Below are 17,644 nucleotides of genomic sequence, written 5' to 3'. Positions count from 1 at the left end.
GAAAACGGCGGAAACGGGCGGTCAGCGCGATTGCGCGGAGAGTTGCACCAGGCGTTCGGCGACGGCGTCGAGCGGTACGGTCTCGCTGGCCGCGCCCAGCCGCACGGCCGCGCCGGGCATGCCCCAGACCACGCTGGTGGCTTCGTCCTGGACGAAGGTCGGAGCGCCGGCCTGGGCGATTTCCAGCAGGCCGCGCGCGCCGTCGTCGCCCATGCCGGTGAGGATCACGCCGATGGCGTTGTCGCCGGCGGCGTGCGCCACCGAACGGAACAGCACGTCCACCGCCGGCTTGTGCCGGTTGACCGGCGGGCCGTCGTCGATCCGGCAGCGCCAGCGCGCGCCGTCGCGGATCACCCGCAGGTGGCGCCCGCCGGGCGGCAGGTAGGCGTGGCCGGGCAGGATCGCCTCGCCGTCGCCGGCTTCGCGCACGGCCATCGCCGAATGCCGATCCAGGCGTTCGGCGAAGGCGCGGCTGAAGCCGGCCGGGATGTGCTGGGTCATGACGATCGCCGGGGCATCGGCGGGCATCTGCTCCAGCACCACCCGCAACGCCTCGGTGCCGCCGGCGGAGGCGCCGATGGCAATCAGGCGATCGGTGGTCTGGAAACGCAGCGCCCGCGCAGGCTGCGCGGCGGGCAACACCGCGTCGGCGCTCTGGCGCACGCTGGCCGGGCGCGCCAGCGGGCGCACCTTGGCGCGCGCCGCAGTCTTGACCTTGGCGATGATTTCGTCGGCGTAGGACTCCAGTCCGCGGACCACGTCGAGCTTGGGTTTGGAGACGAAGTCCACCGCGCCCAGCGCCAGCGCCTGCAGGGTGGTGTCGGCACCGCGCTCGGTCAGCGAGGAGATCATCACCACCGGCAGCGGACGCAGCCGCATCAGGTTTTCCAGGAACGCCAGCCCGTCCATGCGCGGCATTTCCACGTCCAGGGTGATCACGTCCGGATTCAGGCGCTTGATCTTGTCGCGCGCGATCAGCGGATCGCTGGCCGAGCCGACCACCTCGATGCCGGCGTCGCTGGACAGGATCTCGGTGAGCATCTGCCGTACGACGGCCGAGTCGTCGACGATCAAGACCTTGCAGGGCGCACCCATCAGAACAGCTCCACGCCACCGCTGACCGGCGTGCGCGACAGGCGGGCGCGGGCGGCGGATTCGGCGGCGGCCACTTCGGCGTCGTGGGCGTGCGGCAGGCGCTGCACCACCACCCGGCCGGTGGCGGGGAAGAACCAGACCTTGCGCGGATGGATGCCGCACAGGTCCTCGGCGACCACCGGGATGCGTTCGATGTCCAGGTAGCGGCGGACGAACTCGGCGTTGCGGGTTCCGACCGGATTGCTGGTGAATCCCTTCAGCACATTGGCGCCGCCGAACACCTTGGCCTCCAGGCGCGCGCGGCTCGCGCCGCGCTTGAGCAGGTCGTTGATCAGCAATTCCATGGCGAAGCTGCCGTAGCGCGAAGGAGCGCCATCGTTGGCCTGGCCGTCGGGCAACAGGAAGTGGTTCATGCCGCCCAGCTTGAGCAGCGGATCGCGGATGCAGGCGGCCACGCAGGAGCCGAGCACGGTGACCAGCGCGGTGTCGTCATCGACCACCAGGTACTGGGTGGGCAGCAGCTTGGCGGCCGGGGTCTGGAAGCGGGCGTCGTGGTAGCGCAGCACGCTGCCGTCGGCGAAGGCGAGGGCGGCGGCGCTCATCCGCGTGCCCCGGCGCGGCGGTACAGGGTGCGCCCGCACGGCTGGATGATGTCGGCGGCGTGCAGGTAGTTTTCGGAATGGCCGGTATAGAGCATGCCGTCGTCGGCCAGGTGCGGCACCAGCCGCGACAGGATGCCGCGCTGGGTCGGCTTGTCGAAATAGATCATCACGTTGCGGCAGAAGATCGCGGTGTACGGACCTTCCACGTCGTAGCGCGGCGCCAGCAGGTTGAGCGGGCGGAACTCGATCAGTTGGCGCAGGGCCGGATGGATGCGGCAATGGCCTTCGTTCGGGCCGGTGCCGCGCTGGAAGTAGCGGCGACGCAGGCCGTCGTCCAGCCCGGCGATGCGTTCCAGCGGATAGATGCCGCGCCCGCCGGTCGCCAGCACCTGGGTGTCCACGTCGGTGGCGAGGATGCGCACCGGCGGCGCCATCGTGCCGAAGGCCTCGCACGCGGTGATGGCGATGGAGTAGGGCTCCTCGCCGGTCGAGGCGGCGCATGACCACAGCCGCAGCGTGCCCGCGCCGCTGCGGCGTTCCAGTTCATCGCGCAGGCGATCGAAATGATGCGGTTCGCGGAAGAACGAGGTCAGATTGGTGGTCAGCGCGTTGGTGAACGCCTGCCATTCGTCGCCACCGTCGCTTTCCAGCTGATCCAGGTATTCGCGGAAGCTGCGCAGGCCGAGCGCGCGCAGGCGCCGCGAGAGCCGTCCGTAGACCATGTCGCGCTTGCCGTCGGCGAGCGCGATGCCCGCGCGCTGGCGGATCAGATCGCAGACGCGGCGGAAATCGCGATCGCCGAACTCGAACTCGCGCCCATGCGCGCGCGGGAGTTCGTCATCGTGCGTGGCGGTGTCGCGGGAACGGAGCGGGGCGGACATGGAGGACTCGTCGTAGCGCCGAGCTTGCTCGGCTGAAGGGAGAGCGGATGGGGCGGTGTTTCGCGTTCGGTGGAGCAAATCCCCTCAAGCCCCTTCTGCGCTTTCAACAGCCGCATGGCTGGTCAAGGGGGAGGCGTAGAGCCGAGCTTGCTCGGCTGTCGGGATGTTGAGCCGATGGGGACATCGTGGAGCGGAGCAAGCTCCGCTCCGTGGATCAGAACTCCTGCCAATCGTCTCCTTCGGTGGCGAGCGCCGCTTCCACGATCGCGGCAGGGGTCTGACGCGATGAGGTGGATCCCATCCGGGCAGGAGCGGCCTCCGGCCGCGAGCTCTTGGCGGGGTGGGTACCGTTCGCGCGAGAAGCTCGCGCCGGGGACGGCGCTCCCACCGACGGGGATGCGGCCATCGCGCTGTCTTCGATGACGAACACATCGACGGCTTCGGCCAGGCCCTGCGCCTGCTGCTCCATGCTGCGGGCGGCGGCGGAGGCTTCCTCGACCAGGGCTGCGTTCTGCTGGGTGGTCTCGTCCATCTGGGTGATGGTCTGGTTGACCTGCTCGATGCCGGCGGATTGCTCCTGCGAGGCGGCGGCAATCTCGGCCATGATGTCGGTGACCCGCTGGACCGAGGCGACAATCTCGCCCATGGTCGCGCCGGCCTGGTTGACCAGGGCCGAGCCGGTGGCCACCTGGTCCACCGAGGCTTCAATCAGTCCCTTGATTTCCTTGGCCGCATTGGCGCTGCGCTGGGCCAGGGTGCGTACCTCCGAGGCCACCACCGCAAAGCCGCGGCCCTGTTCGCCGGCACGGGCGGCTTCCACCGCCGCGTTCAGGGCCAGGATGTTGGTCTGGAAGGCGATGCCGTCGATGACGGCGATGATTTCGGCAATCTTGCGCGAGGCCGCTTCGATGTCGCGCATGGTGGTGACGACCTGGCCGACGACGTTGCCGCCTTGCGAAGCCACCGAGGCGGCACCGATGGCGAGCTGGTTGGCCTGGCGGGCGGAGTCGGCGTTCTGGCGCACGGTGGAGGTCAGTTCCTCCATGGAGGCGGCGGTTTCTTCCAGGTTGGCGGCCTGCTGCTCGGTGCGGCGGGACAAATCCGCATTTCCCGAAGCAATCTCGCCGGCGGCGGTGTTGATGGCGGTGGAGGCGTCTTGAATCCGGGAGACGATGTCGGTGAGCTGGGCGACGGTGGCGTTGGCGTCATCGCGCATGCGGGCGAACACGCCGTGGAAGTCGCCGTCCATGCGGGTGGTGAGGTCGCCGCGGGCGATGGCCTGGAGCAGCTGGGAGACCTGGTCCAGGTTGCCGTCGGTGGTTTCCATCAACTGGTTCAGGCCGGCGACCATGTCGCGGAAGTCGTACTGGTAGCGGTCGACCTCGCCGCGCTGGCTGAAGTCGCCGGCGGCCGCGGCGCTGGCCAGCCGCTTGATTTCGGCGTTGATGGCCGACAGGCTTGCCTTGGTGGCGTCCATGGTTTCGGTCAGCGTCGCCTTCTCGCCGGGCAGGCGATCCATGTCCGGGCTCAGATCACCGATGGCATAGCGCTGCATGATCCGCTGCGCGCTGCCGATCGCTTCCAGGTGCGAGGCGACCAGCGCATTGGTGTCGCGCACCATCCGGCCGTACTCGCCCGGGAACGCGCTGTCGTCCATGCGGTAGCTGATGGAACCTTCGTCATGGCGCTGCGCCATCTCCGACTGCGCGGCGATGACCGACTGCACCTGGTGCTGCATGCGCTGCATCGAGGCCAGCAGTTCGCCGACCTCGTCCTTGCGCGAGGTGTCGATGCTGCCGTCCAGCTTGCCACGCGAAACGTCGTTGGCCACCCGCACGGCCTCGCCGACCGCGCGGGCGATGGCGCGGGCGAAGAACCAGGCAAGGACCAGGCCGCCGACGATGCCGGCCACCAGCATGATCAGCAGCAGCGAGCTGGATGCGGTGTAGGTGCTGGCGGAGTTCCGGGCGGTGACGGCGGTCTGGCGGTTGACTTCCTTCAGCAGGGCATCCAGCGAGGCGGCCGCCTTGGCGTGCGCATTCCAGGTGCCGCCGATGAAGGTATCGATGGCGTCGTCCTGCAGATCCAGCTCCAGCATCTCGTTGACGTCCTGGTAGGACTTGTACGCCTTGCCCCAGTCGGCCACGAAGGCCTCGTAGGCCTTGCGCTCGGCGGCGGTGGAGATCAGCGGCTTGTAGGCGGCGATGGCCTTGTCGATCTCCCCATGGATGCGTTTGGCGCGGCCACGCGCATCGTTCTTCACCGCGTCGCTGGCGCGGACCAGGGTGGTGAAGGAGGTGGCGCGGTATTCGCCGATCAGGCCACGCAGCGCGCCCGCGGTGCTCACGCTGGGCAGCGTGTTGTCTGCCATCTCGCGGGTCACGCCGTTGAGCGACTTCAGGCCGATGAAGGAGGAGACGCCCTGCACCAGCATCAGCACGAGCACGATGCCGAAGGCCAGCATCATCTTCTGGGTCAGGCGGAGGTTCTGGATCCACTGCATGAAAGGTTTCCTCGGTCCGGGGCGGACGACGTCGCGGGCGGAGTGGCTGGCGAAGGAAGGGGACACCGGCGGCCCGCAGCGCGGCGCCGCCGACGGGAACGGGCGATCAGCGCATCGATGCCAGCTTGAGGTTGCTCGGCGAGGTCACCACGATTTCGGCGCGCGAGCTGTCGCGCTGGATGCTGCCGATCACGCACACGTCCTTGCCTTCCAGGGTTTCCGGCGCGGGCTTGAACTTGCCGCGGTCCGAACCCGGGATGCGGGCGGTGAAGGTGTGGCGCGGGAAGTCGCCGCCCATGTACAGGAAGGTCGGGGTGCCTTCGGAGTTTTCGGCGAAACGGGCCTTGCCGACCTTGCCGCAGACGGTGCCGTCGCGGCCGGCGAAACGCACCGCCTTGTCGGCCGGGATGGCGTCGGTGATCTGGGCCTGGCCGTTGGCGCGCTCGGCCGGCAGCAGCAGGGCGGCGCCCACGACGGCGGCCGACAGGGTGACGAGGGTGGCGATCTTCATGGGTGCTCTCCGGGAAGGGACAATCGATGACGCCGAAGGCGTCTTGAAGGCAGTCATCGGCCCCTCCGGGGCGAACTTGAGTCGGCGCGGGCGCCGGCCCGCGTGTTCGCGGACGGCGTCACATTTTTGCGTCAGGCCGGACTGGCCAGACCGGTCGGTGCGGCGGCCACCAGGGTGGTCAGGATCCAGCCGTCGTTGAAACACACCTCGATGCCCTGGAAGCGGACCCCGTCCAGGGTCGTCACCGGGAACAGCCGGCGTGGCGCGCGACGGCGCTGCCGCTGCTCGTCCCGCAGCCAGGTTTCGGGATCGCTGTCCAATGCCACGCCCTGCCGCAGGCGATGCGCATGGCGGATGACGTCGGCGAAGCGGACCACGCCCGGTGGAATGCCGTGCAGGCGGATGTAGGCGTCGTTGGCCATCACCAACTGATCGTCCGGGTTGTACATCGCCACCGGGGTATCGGCGATGTCGATGCCCTGCAGCAACTGCGCCAGCACCGCGGGGTCGCGCGGCGACAGCGCCGGGCGCAGGGGCGAACGTGGCGGCGAACGTGGCGGGGTGCCGTCGATTGCGGAGGAAGCGGCGGGCGCGGCGCTGCGTTCGGCGATGCGGTCGCGGCCGTCGTACTTGGCGCGATACAGGGTCAGGTCGGCTTGGCGGATCCAGGTCTCCGGACTGTCGATGTCGGCGGACAGCTCGGCCACGCCGAAGCTGGCGGTGATGGTGCGATGGCGTGAAAGCGGCGCCTCGTGCAGGCGCCGGTGCAGCCGGCGGACCACTTCCATCGCCTCGGGCAGCGGCGTCAGCGGCAACAGGATGCCGAACTCCTCGCCGCCGTAGCGTCCGGGCACGTCGATGTCGCGCAGATTGGTGCGCAGCAGATCCGCGAACCGGCGGATCACGGAATCGCCCTCCGCGTGGCCGTACAGATCGTTGATCTGCTTGAAGTGATCCAGATCCGCCAGCACCAGCGTGGCGGGCTGGCCGGTGCGGCGGCTGCGGGCGAATTCCCCGCGCACGGTGTCTTCCCAGTGGCTGCGGTTGAACAACCCGGACAGCCCGTCGTGCCAGCCGCGCAGTTCCAGTTCGTTGCGGCGGTGGTGCAGGCCGCGGGTGACGTCGTAGCCGACGTGCAGCAGGGCCAGCGGCGCCAGCAACGCCAGCGGCAAGCTGGCCAGGAACGAGAGCCCGTCCAGCCCCGGCAACCAGTGCAGGCCGTAGATGGGAATACCCACCAGCACGCCCAGCGCGAAGGCCAGCAGATTGCCCGCGAGCAGGCGCGGGCCGCCGCCGAACATGGCGGCAAAGCAGGTCACCGCGAGCAGCGCCGCGCTGATCGGCAGGTTGAACGCGATCAGCGGCAGCGCCATCCCGGCGAGCACGCCATCGACCAGGACGTTCTGCATCTCCGCGCGGTTGGGATGGCGGCTGCGGCGATAGCGCCAGCGCGCCAGGTGCGGCCAGCCCAGGCCGATCAGCAAGGTGCTGATCCAGTGTCCGGACGAGACCTGCAGCGTCCACATCGCCGGCACCATCGCCGCCAGCGCCAGCGCGCTGGCGATGACATGCAGCAGGTACAGCCGATGCGGATAGATGAGGTGCGGTGTGAGCGAATACGCCGCCGGCAACCGCTGCACCGGCGGCGTGCGCGGGACGGCGCTCATGGCGCGTGCGCGGCCTCGTCCCCGGACGCCGGCATCGTCACGTAGTCGTTGTTGCCCAGCCAGTGCTCCAGTGCCGGCGCGGGCAGCGGCGCGGAGAACAGGTAGCCTTGCAGCACCGGGAAGCCCTGTTCGGCCAGGAACGCATGCTGCGCGCCGGTTTCCACGCCCTCGGCCACCACCTTCATGCTCAGGCTCTCGCCGATGCGCAGCACCGAGGTGGTCAGGGTGCGGGCGATGGCGCTGCTGTCGATGTCGCGGACGAAGCTCTGGTCGAGTTTGAGCTCGTAGATGGGCAGTCGGTGCAGGTGGCTGAGGCTGGAGTAGCCGGTGCCGAAATCGTCCAGCGACAGGCGCACGCCCATCACGTAGATCGCCTCGATGTTCTCCAGCACGTCCGGATTGGGATCCAGCATCACGCTCTCGGTGATTTCCAGGATCAGATCGTCCGGGTGCAGGCCGTGGGCATCCAGGCAACTGGCGATCTGCAGCGACAGATCCGGATCGCGGAAATTGATCGCCGAGACGTTCACCGCCACCCGGGGCACCCGCAGTCCACGACCGCGCCAGTCGGCCATCTGCGCGCAGGCGTGTTCCAGCACCCACAGGCTGAGGTCGGCGATCAGGCCGCATTCCTCGGCCACCGGCACGAAGCGCGAGGGCGGCACGGTGCCCAGCTCCGGATGCTCCCAGCGCAGCAGCGCTTCCACGCCATACAGGGTGGGTTCGCCGCCGCCGCTGATCTGCGGCTGGTAGTGCAGGCTGAACTGGTCTGCCAGCAACGCCTCGCGCATCGCGGTTTCCAGCGATACGCGTTCCTGCGCGACCCGGTTCATGTCGCCGCTGAAGAAGCGCACGCTGCCGCCACCGTCGGACTTGGCGCGATACATCGCCATGTCGGCATGGCGCAGCAGCAGATCGATGTCGCGGCCATCGTCTGGATAGATCGCCACGCCGATGCTGGCGCTGGGATGCAGGGTCATCACGCCGGCGGTGGCCGGGCGCGCGATGGCGCCCAGCAGGCGTTCGGCGACGCTGGCGGCCTGTTCGGTCGAACATTGCGGCAACACCGCGACGAACTCGTCGCCAGCCTGGCGGCCGATCAGGTTGGGGCCGGGCAGTTCCTCGGCCAGGCGCGCGGCGATATCGCGCAGCAGGCCGTCGCCGGCGGCGTGGCCCTGCGCCTCGTTGACGCGCTTGAAGCGATCCACGTCGATGAACAGGACCGCCGCCTGGGCGCTCAGCTGGGCGGAGTTGGCCAGGACTTGTTCGGCCTTGGCGCTGAACATGATCCGGTTGGGCAGGCCGGTCAGGGTGTCGTAGAAGGCGAGCTGGTGGACCCGCTCGTTGGTCTGCTCGCGTTCCATCGCCAGCGCGCACAGGTGCAGGCAGGTGTCGGCGATGCGGCGGTGCAGATCATTGGGTTCGCCCCGTTCCCGATAGTAGAAGCAGAGCGTGCCGAGCACGCGCCCGCTGCTGGATTTGATCGGGCTGGAGAAGCAGGCATGCAGGCCGTTGCCGAGCAGCAGATCGCGGAAGCCCAGCATCAGCGGATCGGTGGCGACGTCCGGCACGTGCACCGGGCGGCCGCGCCAGGCGGCGGTGCCGCAGGCGCCCACGCGCGGTCCGATCGCCAGGCCATCGCAGGCGGCCACCAGCGCGGCCGGCAGGCTGGGCGCGGCCAGCGGCCGCAGCCGGCCATCGCCATCCACCGCCAGCACGGACACCGCGACTTCCGGGGCGATGCGCTCGACTTCCCGGCACATCAGGGTCATCACGTCGGCCACCGGCTGCTCGCGCACCATCGCGTCCAGCACCTTGTGATGCAGGACCTGGTGGGCCTTGGTCTGGGTGATGTCGGTCAGCACGCTGACCAACCCGATGGTGCGGCCGTCGTCATCGAGGACCGGATTGATCGCGGCCGATACCCACAACGGACGTCCGCTCTTGGTGTAGAGCAGCACTTCGGTCTGCATGCCTTCCGACAGCGCGAGCGAGCGCTCGATGAGGTCGCCCAACTGCGGCTCGGTGTGCGGGCCGGAAAGCACTTCGCTGGGCTTGCGGTTGCGCAGGTCTTCCAGCTCGTAGCCCAGCATGCGGGTGAAGCCGCTGTTGACGTACAGGACCTGGCGGTTGGGTGCGCTGACGAAGATGGCGTTGTCGCTGCGATCCACCACCAGCGAAAGCTGGCGCATGCGCTCACGCTGCAGGCGCACGTCGGTGAAGTCGCGCAGTGCGGCGGTATGGAACTGGCGGCCGCCGGCTTCGACCGGCGACATCGTCAGCGAGGCGGTGATGCGGCGGCCGTCGCCGCGTTCCAGCATCACCTCGCGATGGCCGCCAATCCAATGCGCGGCGCAGGCGTGGTCGGGCAGATCAGCGCCACCTTCGACCGGACAAGGCAGGAAGTGGTGCAGCGGCTGCCCCAGCGCCTGCGTCCGCGGCACGCCCCAGAGTTTCTCGGCGGCGGTATTGAACAGCAGGATGCGATTGCGCTCGTCGAGCACGAGCACCGCGTCGTTGGACTGCTCCAGGGTCTGGAACAGCAGATCGAATGCGGTGTCGACCGAGGCGGGCGCGTACACGGATGCTTTCATGCCCTGTCACCGCGCAAGGAGCACCGCCCCGATGCGAGGATCGGGCGGGCATGGCGGCGATGGGGAGGAAAGTCGGGGCTCATGCGCCATCCGTTGGTTCCAGGCGGGATCAGATATCGGCCACGGACGCGTTCGCTTGAGGCCGACATGCCCGGTGGTCGGACCAATGGGATGTCGGGCGCGGTCATGGGCGATTCGTGGTTGCTCAGAAGGTCTGCCACTCCGCGTCCGCCAGTGCGGGCGCGGGTTCGCGATGCGGCATGGGCTTGCGGGGGAAGAGCGTGCGGCTGGAGGCCACGCGGGCAGGAGCGGCCTCCGGCCGCGAGCTCTTGGCGGGGTGGGTACCGTTCGCGCGAGAAGCTCGCGCCGGGGACGGCGCTCCCACCGACGGGGATGCGGCCATCGCGCTGTCTTCGATGACGAACACATCGACGGCTTCGGCCAGGCCCTGCGCCTGCTGCTCCATGCTGCGGGCGGCGGCGGAGGCTTCCTCGACCAGGGCGGCGTTCTGCTGGGTGGTCTCGTCCATCTGGGTGATGGTCTGGTTGACCTGCTCGATGCCGGCGGATTGTTCCTGCGAAGCGGCGGCAATCTCGGCCATGATGTCGGTGACCCGCTGGACCGAGGCGACAATCTCGCCCATGGTCGCGCCGGCCTGGTTGACCAGCGCCGAGCCGGTGGCCACCTGGTCCACCGAGGCTTCAATCAGCCCCTTGATTTCCTTGGCCGCATTGGCGCTGCGCTGGGCCAGGGTGCGTACCTCCGAGGCCACCACCGCAAAGCCCCGGCCCTGTTCGCCGGCGCGGGCCGCTTCCACGGCCGCGTTCAGGGCCAGGATGTTGGTCTGGAAGGCGATGCCGTCGATGACGGCGATGATTTCGGCAATCTTGCGCGAGGCCGCTTCGATGTCGCGCATGGTGGTGACGACCTGGCCGACGACGTTGCCGCCTTGCGAAGCCACCGAGGCGGCGCCGATGGCGAGCTGGTTGGCCTGACGGGCGGAGTCGGCGTTCTGGCGGACGGTGGAGGTCAGTTCCTCCATGGAGGCGGCGGTTTCTTCCAGGTTGGCGGCCTGCTGCTCGGTGCGGCGGGACAGGTCGGCGTTGCCGGAGGCGATTTCCCCTGCCGCCGTGTTGATGGCGGTGGAGGCGTCTTGAATCCGGGAGACGATGTCGGTGAGCTGGGCGACGGTGGCGTTGGCGTCATCGCGCATGCGGGCGAACACGCCGTGGAAGTCGCCGTCCATGCGGGTGGTGAGGTCGCCGCGGGCGATGGCCTGGAGCAGCTGGGAGACCTGGTCCAGGTTGCCGTCGGTGGTTTCCATCAACTGGTTCAAGCCGGCGACCATGTCGCGGAAGTCGTACTGGTAGCGGTCGACCTCGCCGCGCTGGCTGAAGTCGCCGGCGGCCGCGGCGCTGGCCAGGCGCTTGATTTCGGCGTTGATGGCCGACAGGCTCGCCTTCACCGCATCGACCGTTTCGGTCATCAGCGCCTTCTCGCCGGGCAGGCGCGCGATGTCGACCGACAGATCACCGATGGAGTAGCGCTGCATGATGCGCAGCGCGTCCAGGATTGCGGCCACGTGCTCGCCGACCAGACCGTTGGTCTCGCGCACCATGTCCCCGTACTCGCCGGGGAACGCGGATTCGTCCATGCGATAGCTGATGGTGCCTTCGTCATGGCGGCGCGCCATCTCGCGCTGCGCGCCGATCACCGCGCGCAACTGGTCCTGCATCCGGTGCATGCTTTCCAGCAGGCGCCCGGGTTCGTCGTGCGGCTGCTCGCCGATGGCGTTCTCCAGCCGGCCCGCGGCGATGGACTCGGCCACGCGGGTGGCGTGCCGCAGCGGCACCACGATGCGGGTGCCGATGATCCAGCTCAGCAGCACCACGATGATCACCAGCGTGCCGCCGGCCAGGGTCATGATGCCGGTGAACATCCAGGCTTGGCCCTGTACGTCGTCCATGTACACACCGGTGGCCACCACCCAGTTCCAGGTCTTGTAGGGCGCGGCATAGACGACCTTGGCGATCGGCTCGTCGCCGCCCGGCTTGGGCCAGCGGAACTCGACGAAACCGCCACCGCGGCGCGCGGCTTCCACGCCCTCGCGATACAGCAACACGCCGTCCGGGCTGCGTTCGTCGCCAATCGGCTTGCCGGCCAATTCCTTGCGGATCGGATGCATCAGCATGACCGGATGCATGTCGTGGATGTAGTAGTAGTCCACGCCCTTGTTGCCGCGCATGCGCTCGATTGCCTTGAGCGCGTTCGCGCGGGCCGCCGCGGGGTCCAATTCGCCGGATTTTTCCAGGCCTGCGTAGTGATCGAGGATGCCGAAGGTCAGCTCCACCCGGGTCTTCAGGCCCGCCTTGCGGGTTTCATAGAGATCCAGGTACTGCATGCGCGCGGCGATCACGGCCAGGGCCACGATGCCGATCGCGATCAGGACGGTGAGCAGGTTGAGTTTGTGCCGGACCGGCAGGTTGGCGAAGCGGCGGGACAGGTTCATGGCGAACTCGGGGAAGGAAAAGAGGGATCAGGCGGTACGCCGGCGGACGGCGTAAGCACGAAGGGATGCTTGGGCGGGAACCCGGACGGGAACCCGGGCAGGAGCGGCCTCCGGCCGCGAGCTTTCCGCCGGGGGCTCGCCCGCGCGAGAAGCTCGCGTCTGGAACGGCGCTCCTGCGGTCGGGGGCGGCACCATTACAGAATCGGATTCGTGCGCACCCTGCGTGGTGCCGAACCATGCCTGCCATTGCCGCCGTCCGCGATGATTCCGGCGCCCGCTCGCGCTGCACGGAGCGGCAACGCCGATGACCGGCACGGCCGGTATCGAGGGGAACTTGCCGCACCGGCAGGGATCACTGGAACGCGGGCGGGATGCAGCGGACTTCATGGGGACTTCCGTTCACTTCTGGCAGAGGGGCGCTGGGCCCGGTAGTGCTATCGGCGCGGAGCGCGCGGGCGTTGAATCATCCTTGGTCGTAGGGGAATGCCTGACAGCCGGCCGCGCGGGGCGTGCGCGGACGCGGGGGAAGCCTGGCTCCCCCCGCGCGGGCGGTCATGCGATGGAACCGTCGCGCGAGCGGCGTCAGGCCGCTTCGGCTTCGGCGGTGTGTTCGGTCAGGTCGGCGCTGTCGATCAGGGTCTCGATGTCCAGCAGGATCAGCATGCGGTCGTCGACGGTGCCGATACCGGAGATGAAGCGGGTATCGACACTGGCGCCGAACTCGGGGGTCGGGCGGATCTGATCCTGCTCCAGCGGGATCACGTCGGAGACGCTGTCGACCACGATGCCGACCACGCGGTCCTCGACGTTGAGCACGATCATCACGGTGAAGGCGTCATAGCGCGCTTCCTTCAGGCGCAGCTTCAGGCGCAGGTCGATGACCGGGACGATGGTGCCGCGCAGGTTGATCACGCCCTTGATGTACTCGGGCGCATCCGGCAGCCGGGTGACGGCGTCGTAACCACGGATCTCCTGGACCTTCAGGATGTCCACCCCGTAGTGCTCCTCGCCCAGCGCGAAGCTGAGGAACTCCGCGGCCGTGGTCTTGTTGTCGCTCATCGCAATGCTCCTGTGCATTCTGGCTGGGACGCGGAGGCGTCCTTCCCGCTACTCATCGGCCGGGAGGGCGGGGACTTTAGGCGGGGAGGCGAGGCGGCGCGCGGAACCGGGATGGGGGCCGCAGAATCGGAGCGTCAGCCGATCCCGCGCTCGCGGGCGCTGCGCTGCCGTTCCATGCGGAAGATGTAGCGCTGGATCTGGGCGTCGCCGCCGCGCGGCAGGTCGGTGAACTGGCAGCCGGCCCGCCAGATTTCCCGGCCGTTGGGGCGGGACTGGCGGAACAGGTTCTTGACCATCAGCCGCACCTGCAGCGGCTCGCCGTCCGGCAGCAGGAGCCGGCAGTCGGTGTATTCGCGGAAGGGACGGAATTCCGGGCGCTCCGGCGGCACTTCCACCGCCAGGCCCCCGCCGCTGATGTCCAGCACCCGCATTTCCACCCACTGCGGTTCCTCCTCGCCGGCGGCGAACGGGATCAGGCAGCGCACCGGGTACGAGACCGGCACCTGCAGGCGATAGAACTCGCGCCGCTGCAGGCGCAGCACGCGCTCCGGCAGAGGCGCGCGGAAGGCGGTCTGGCCGTCCACGCGCAGGCGTTCGCAATCGGTCAGGGGAAACTGCACGTGCACGCGATCCAGCTGCGACACGCAGATGATCTGGGCCGCTTCCTCGACCGCGCGGTTGATGGTTTCGCTGATGCTGCCGTCGAACAGCAGGCTTCCCTCATCGGCGGCGAGCTCGATGAGCGCGGTGGGAAAGACATGGCCGCGCGGCACCAGGTGCGCGCTGATCAGGGCGCGGCGGTCGATCAGTGCCTGCAGCACCTGGCGAATGTCGCGCGGGTGCCGGAGCAGGTACTTCTCTTCCTCGTCGTACCGCACGGGTTCCTGGGTGGCGGCCTCGATCTGTTCGGACATGGGCTCGATGTGGGAAGCGGAAAATGGCCAGGCCCGGTGGGGAGCGGGACACCTGTCGATATATCGACCTCGTCACGGATTCTTTAGAGAAGGGGAGAGTGATCGTGATGGGGGTTGACCCGCGCGGGGGGAGTCGAGCGGTGTTTGTTGCTGGCGCGAAGAGCCAATCCCCCTCGGTCCCCCTTCTTTGAAGGGGGAGGCAACAGCGGGTCGTCCTTGCGGTGGATGGCCCCCTTGACCCGCCATTCGGCGGTTGAAGGCGAAAAAAGGGGGCGGGCACCCGCGTCAGCGGGTGACGGGGGATTGGCTTTTTGCGCCAAGAGCCAATCCCCCTCGGTCCCCCTTCTTCAAAGGGGGAGGCAAAAGCGGAAAGGCAGTGGTCAGAACTCCTGCCAGTCGCCGTCGGCCAGGGCCGGCTCGGGCTTGCGGCGAACGGGTGCGGCGGGTTTGCGCGATGCGGGACGCGCGGGCGCGCGCACGGCCGGCGCCGACGCGGCGACCGGTGTCGGCATCCGCGCGGCCGGGGCATGGCCGTCGAGCTCGAACACATCCACCGCTTCGGAGAGCAGGCGGGCCTGGTCTTCCATGCTGCGGGCGGCGGCGGAGGCTTCCTCGACCAGGGCGGCGTTCTGCTGGGTGGTCTCGTCCATCTGGGTGATGGTCTGGTTGACCTGCTCGATGCCGGCGGATTGTTCCTGCGAAGCGGCGGCAATCTCGGCCATGATGTCGGTGACCCGCTGGACCGAGGCGACAATCTCGCCCATGGTCGCGCCGGCCTGGTTGACCAGCGCCGAGCCGGTGGCCACCTGGTCCACCGAGGCTTCAATCAGCCCCTTGATTTCCTTGGCCGCATTGGCGCTGCGCTGGGCCAGGGTGCGTACCTCCGAGGCCACCACCGCGAAGCCGCGGCCCTGTTCGCCGGCGCGGGCGGCTTCCACCGCCGCGTTCAGGGCCAGGATGTTGGTCTGGAAGGCGATGCCGTCGATGACGGCGATGATTTCGGCAATCTTGCGCGAGGCCGCTTCGATGTCGCGCATGGTGGTGACGACTTGGCCGACGACGTTGCCGCCCTGGGAGGCCACCGAGGCGGCACCGATGGCGAGCTGGTTGGCCTGGCGGGCGGAGTCGGCGTTCTGGCGCACGGTGGAGGTCAGTTCCTCCATGGAGGCGGCGGTTTCTTCCAGGTTGGCGGCCTGCTGCTCGGTGCGGCGGGACAGGTCGGCGTTGCCGGAGGCGATTTCCCCTGCCGCCGTGTTGATGGCGGTGGAGGCGTCTTGAATCCGGGAGACGATGTCGGTGAGCTGGGCGACGGTGGCGTTGGCGTCATCGCGCATGCGGGCGAACACGCCGTGGAAGTCGCCGTCCATGCGGGTGGTGAGGTCGCCGCGGGCGATGGCCTGGAGCAGCTGGGAGACCTGGTCCAGGTTGCCGTCGGTGGTTTCCATCAACTGGTTCAGGCCGGCGACCATGTCGCGGAAGTCGTACTGGTAGCGGTCGACCTCGCCGCGCTGGCTGAAGTCACCGGCGGCCGCGGCGCTGGCCAGGCGCTTGATTTCGGCATTGATGGCCGAAAGGCTCGCCTTGGTGGCGCGCATGGCTTCGGTGATGACCGCCTTCTCACCCGGCAGGTCTTCCATGTCCACCGACAGATCGCCGATGGCGTAATGCCGCATCACCTCGACCGCGCGCATCTTCACCTTGATGTGTTCGCCGATAAGCGCATTGGTTTCACGCGCCATCCGGCCGTACTCGCCGGGGAACGCGGACTCGTCCATGCGATAGCTGATCGTGCCTTCCTGGTGGCGTCGGGTCATTTCGCCCAGCGCGGCGATCAGCGCATGGATCTGGGATTGCATGCGCAGCATCGCGCCCTGCAGCTGTCCCAACTCGTCATCGCGATCCTGGGCAATGCGGTTGTCCAGCCGGCCTTCGGCGATGGCGTCGGAAATGCGCACGGCCTCGGCCAGTGGCTTGAGGATCTGACGGCGCATCAGTACGAACAACGCACCGCACAGCACGCTGGCAGCGATCAGCCCGACCACCATGATGGTCAACAGCAGCGAGTGGGCCTGCTGCATCAGCAGCGAGCGCGGCACCATCACGCCCAGGGCAAAGCGCTGCGCGGCCTGTCCGATCTGCAGCGGCACATAGGCTTCCACCAGATCCTCATCCAGGTTCGCATCCCGGCTTTCGCGGAAGACGGACTGCCCCTTGGCGATGCTGGCCAGCACGGCACGGGTGCCGGCGTCTTCCAGCTTGCGCCCGACCTTGGCCGGATCCGGATCGGCGACCACGGTACCGGCCGGCGACAGCAGGCGGACATGGCCTTCGCCCATCGGCCGCAACCTGGCGATGGATTTCTGCAGGGACTCCAGTGCGAAATCGACGGTCATCGCGCCGACAAACCTGTCGTTCTCCACAATCGGCGTGGCCAGCGTGGTCATCAATATCTTGCGACCGCCGATCTCGTATTCGTAGGGCTCCAGCACCACCGGCTGCTTGAGCTTGCGTGGCAGCAGGTACCAGTCGCCATTGCCGGAGACTTCATAGTCGCGCAGCGCTTCCTGCATCGGCTGGCCGTCGCTCCAGGCCCAGTAGCTCATGAACCGGCCGGTGGCGTCGTGGCCTTCTGTGGTGACGTTCTCCGCGTCCTTGCCGTCGAATGCATCCGGTTCCCAGATGGTGCCCACGCCGACCCATTCGGGATGGGTGACCAGTTGCTGGCGGATGATGGCGCTGGCGGTGCCGCGATCCAGGCCGGCATGCGCCCGCTGGCTGAGGAAACTGTCGCGGAGCGTTTCATTGGTGGAGAACGCGCGCTCCAGATCTCCGGAAATGCGTTCCGCCTCCGCTTGCGCGAGGTTCTGCATGCTGGTTTGCGCACTGTCCAGGAGCGCATTGCTGCTGCGGATGTAGGTGATCAGGGCGGTGACGCCGAAGGCGAGCGCGGCGATCAGGGCCGTGCCGGACATCAGGCGGGTGGCGACGCTGCTGCTTGCGAAGTTCCGGAGTGAGCGGGTCATGAAAAAGGCCGGTAGCGAGGACGGGAGAATCACCAGGCCGGTGGGGGAGCGGTCTGCAATGCACTGCATCGGCCGGGCGATGCAGGGCTTTAGGCGTAATCGTGCTTTTGCGGGAGGTTGCGTGCCTGGAGATGCGTGAGGGAGGGAGAGAGAGCCAATCCCCCTCAATCCCCCTTCTGCGAAGGGGGAGGCAAAAGCAGGTCGTCCGTGGAGTGGATAGCCCCCTTGACCCGCCGTTCGGCTGTTGCAAGCGCAAAAAGGGAAGGGCGCCTGCGAAGCAGGGGAT

Annotated in this window: 11 protein-coding genes; all 11 read right to left on the bottom strand. The window is 68.3% G+C overall.

The features are described from left to right. Nucleotides 1-21: 21 nt before the first annotated feature. The gene (locus FHW78_RS01985) at nucleotides 22-1,095 is read right to left on the bottom strand and encodes a chemotaxis response regulator protein-glutamate methylesterase (RefSeq protein ID WP_183637016.1); all 1,074 of its coding nucleotides are present in this window, start codon (nucleotides 1,093-1,095) and stop codon (nucleotides 22-24) included. Then, a complete protein-coding gene (gene cheD, locus FHW78_RS01980) occupies nucleotides 1,095-1,697 on the bottom strand; it encodes a chemoreceptor glutamine deamidase CheD (protein WP_183637014.1) in 603 nt (200 codons plus the stop codon). Before cheD ends, FHW78_RS01985 begins: the two co-directional genes overlap by 1 nt. Further along, nucleotides 1,694-2,578, bottom strand: coding sequence for a CheR family methyltransferase (locus FHW78_RS01975; protein WP_183637012.1), 885 nt, complete (start codon nucleotides 2,576-2,578; stop codon nucleotides 1,694-1,696). The genes cheD and FHW78_RS01975 overlap by 4 nt, the downstream gene beginning before the upstream one ends. Nucleotides 2,579-2,792: 214 nt before the next feature. Further along, nucleotides 2,793-5,081: a methyl-accepting chemotaxis protein gene (locus tag FHW78_RS01970; protein ID WP_183637009.1), complete on the bottom strand. Its 2,289-nt coding sequence runs from the start codon at nucleotides 5,079-5,081 to the stop codon at nucleotides 2,793-2,795. 106 nt (nucleotides 5,082-5,187) lie between these two features. After that, a complete protein-coding gene (locus tag FHW78_RS01965; RefSeq protein WP_183637007.1) occupies nucleotides 5,188-5,592 on the bottom strand; it encodes a hypothetical protein in 405 nt (134 codons plus the stop codon). Between the two features lie 131 nt (nucleotides 5,593-5,723). After that, a complete protein-coding gene (locus FHW78_RS01960; RefSeq protein WP_183637003.1) occupies nucleotides 5,724-7,259 on the bottom strand; it encodes a diguanylate cyclase in 1,536 nt (511 codons plus the stop codon). Further along, entirely contained in the window at nucleotides 7,256-9,853 is a 2,598-nt protein-coding gene (locus FHW78_RS01955; RefSeq protein WP_183637000.1) for an EAL domain-containing protein, read from the bottom strand. The genes FHW78_RS01960 and FHW78_RS01955 overlap by 4 nt, the downstream gene beginning before the upstream one ends. A 205-nt stretch (nucleotides 9,854-10,058) precedes the next feature. Next, nucleotides 10,059-12,362, bottom strand: coding sequence for a methyl-accepting chemotaxis protein (locus FHW78_RS01950; protein ID WP_183636998.1), 2,304 nt, complete (start codon nucleotides 12,360-12,362; stop codon nucleotides 10,059-10,061). 582 nt (nucleotides 12,363-12,944) lie between these two features. Further along, complete coding sequence (locus FHW78_RS01945) at nucleotides 12,945-13,421, bottom strand: chemotaxis protein CheW (protein WP_141452547.1); 477 nt, start codon at nucleotides 13,419-13,421, stop codon at nucleotides 12,945-12,947. A 134-nt stretch (nucleotides 13,422-13,555) separates the two neighbouring features. Then, a complete protein-coding gene (locus FHW78_RS01940; RefSeq protein WP_183636996.1) occupies nucleotides 13,556-14,335 on the bottom strand; it encodes a flagellar brake protein in 780 nt (259 codons plus the stop codon). A 380-nt stretch (nucleotides 14,336-14,715) separates the two neighbouring features. After that, nucleotides 14,716-17,358: a methyl-accepting chemotaxis protein gene (locus FHW78_RS01935; RefSeq protein WP_183636994.1), complete on the bottom strand. Its 2,643-nt coding sequence runs from the start codon at nucleotides 17,356-17,358 to the stop codon at nucleotides 14,716-14,718. Nucleotides 17,359-17,644 lie beyond the last annotated feature (286 nt).

Origin of the sequence: Pseudoxanthomonas sp. OG2 (assembly GCF_014192765.1) — a bacterium.
GTDB lineage: Bacteria > Pseudomonadota > Gammaproteobacteria > Xanthomonadales > Xanthomonadaceae > Pseudoxanthomonas_A > Pseudoxanthomonas_A beigongshangi.
Note: the sequence above shows the minus strand (reverse complement) of the source record. Positions and strands in the feature narration are given on the sequence as shown.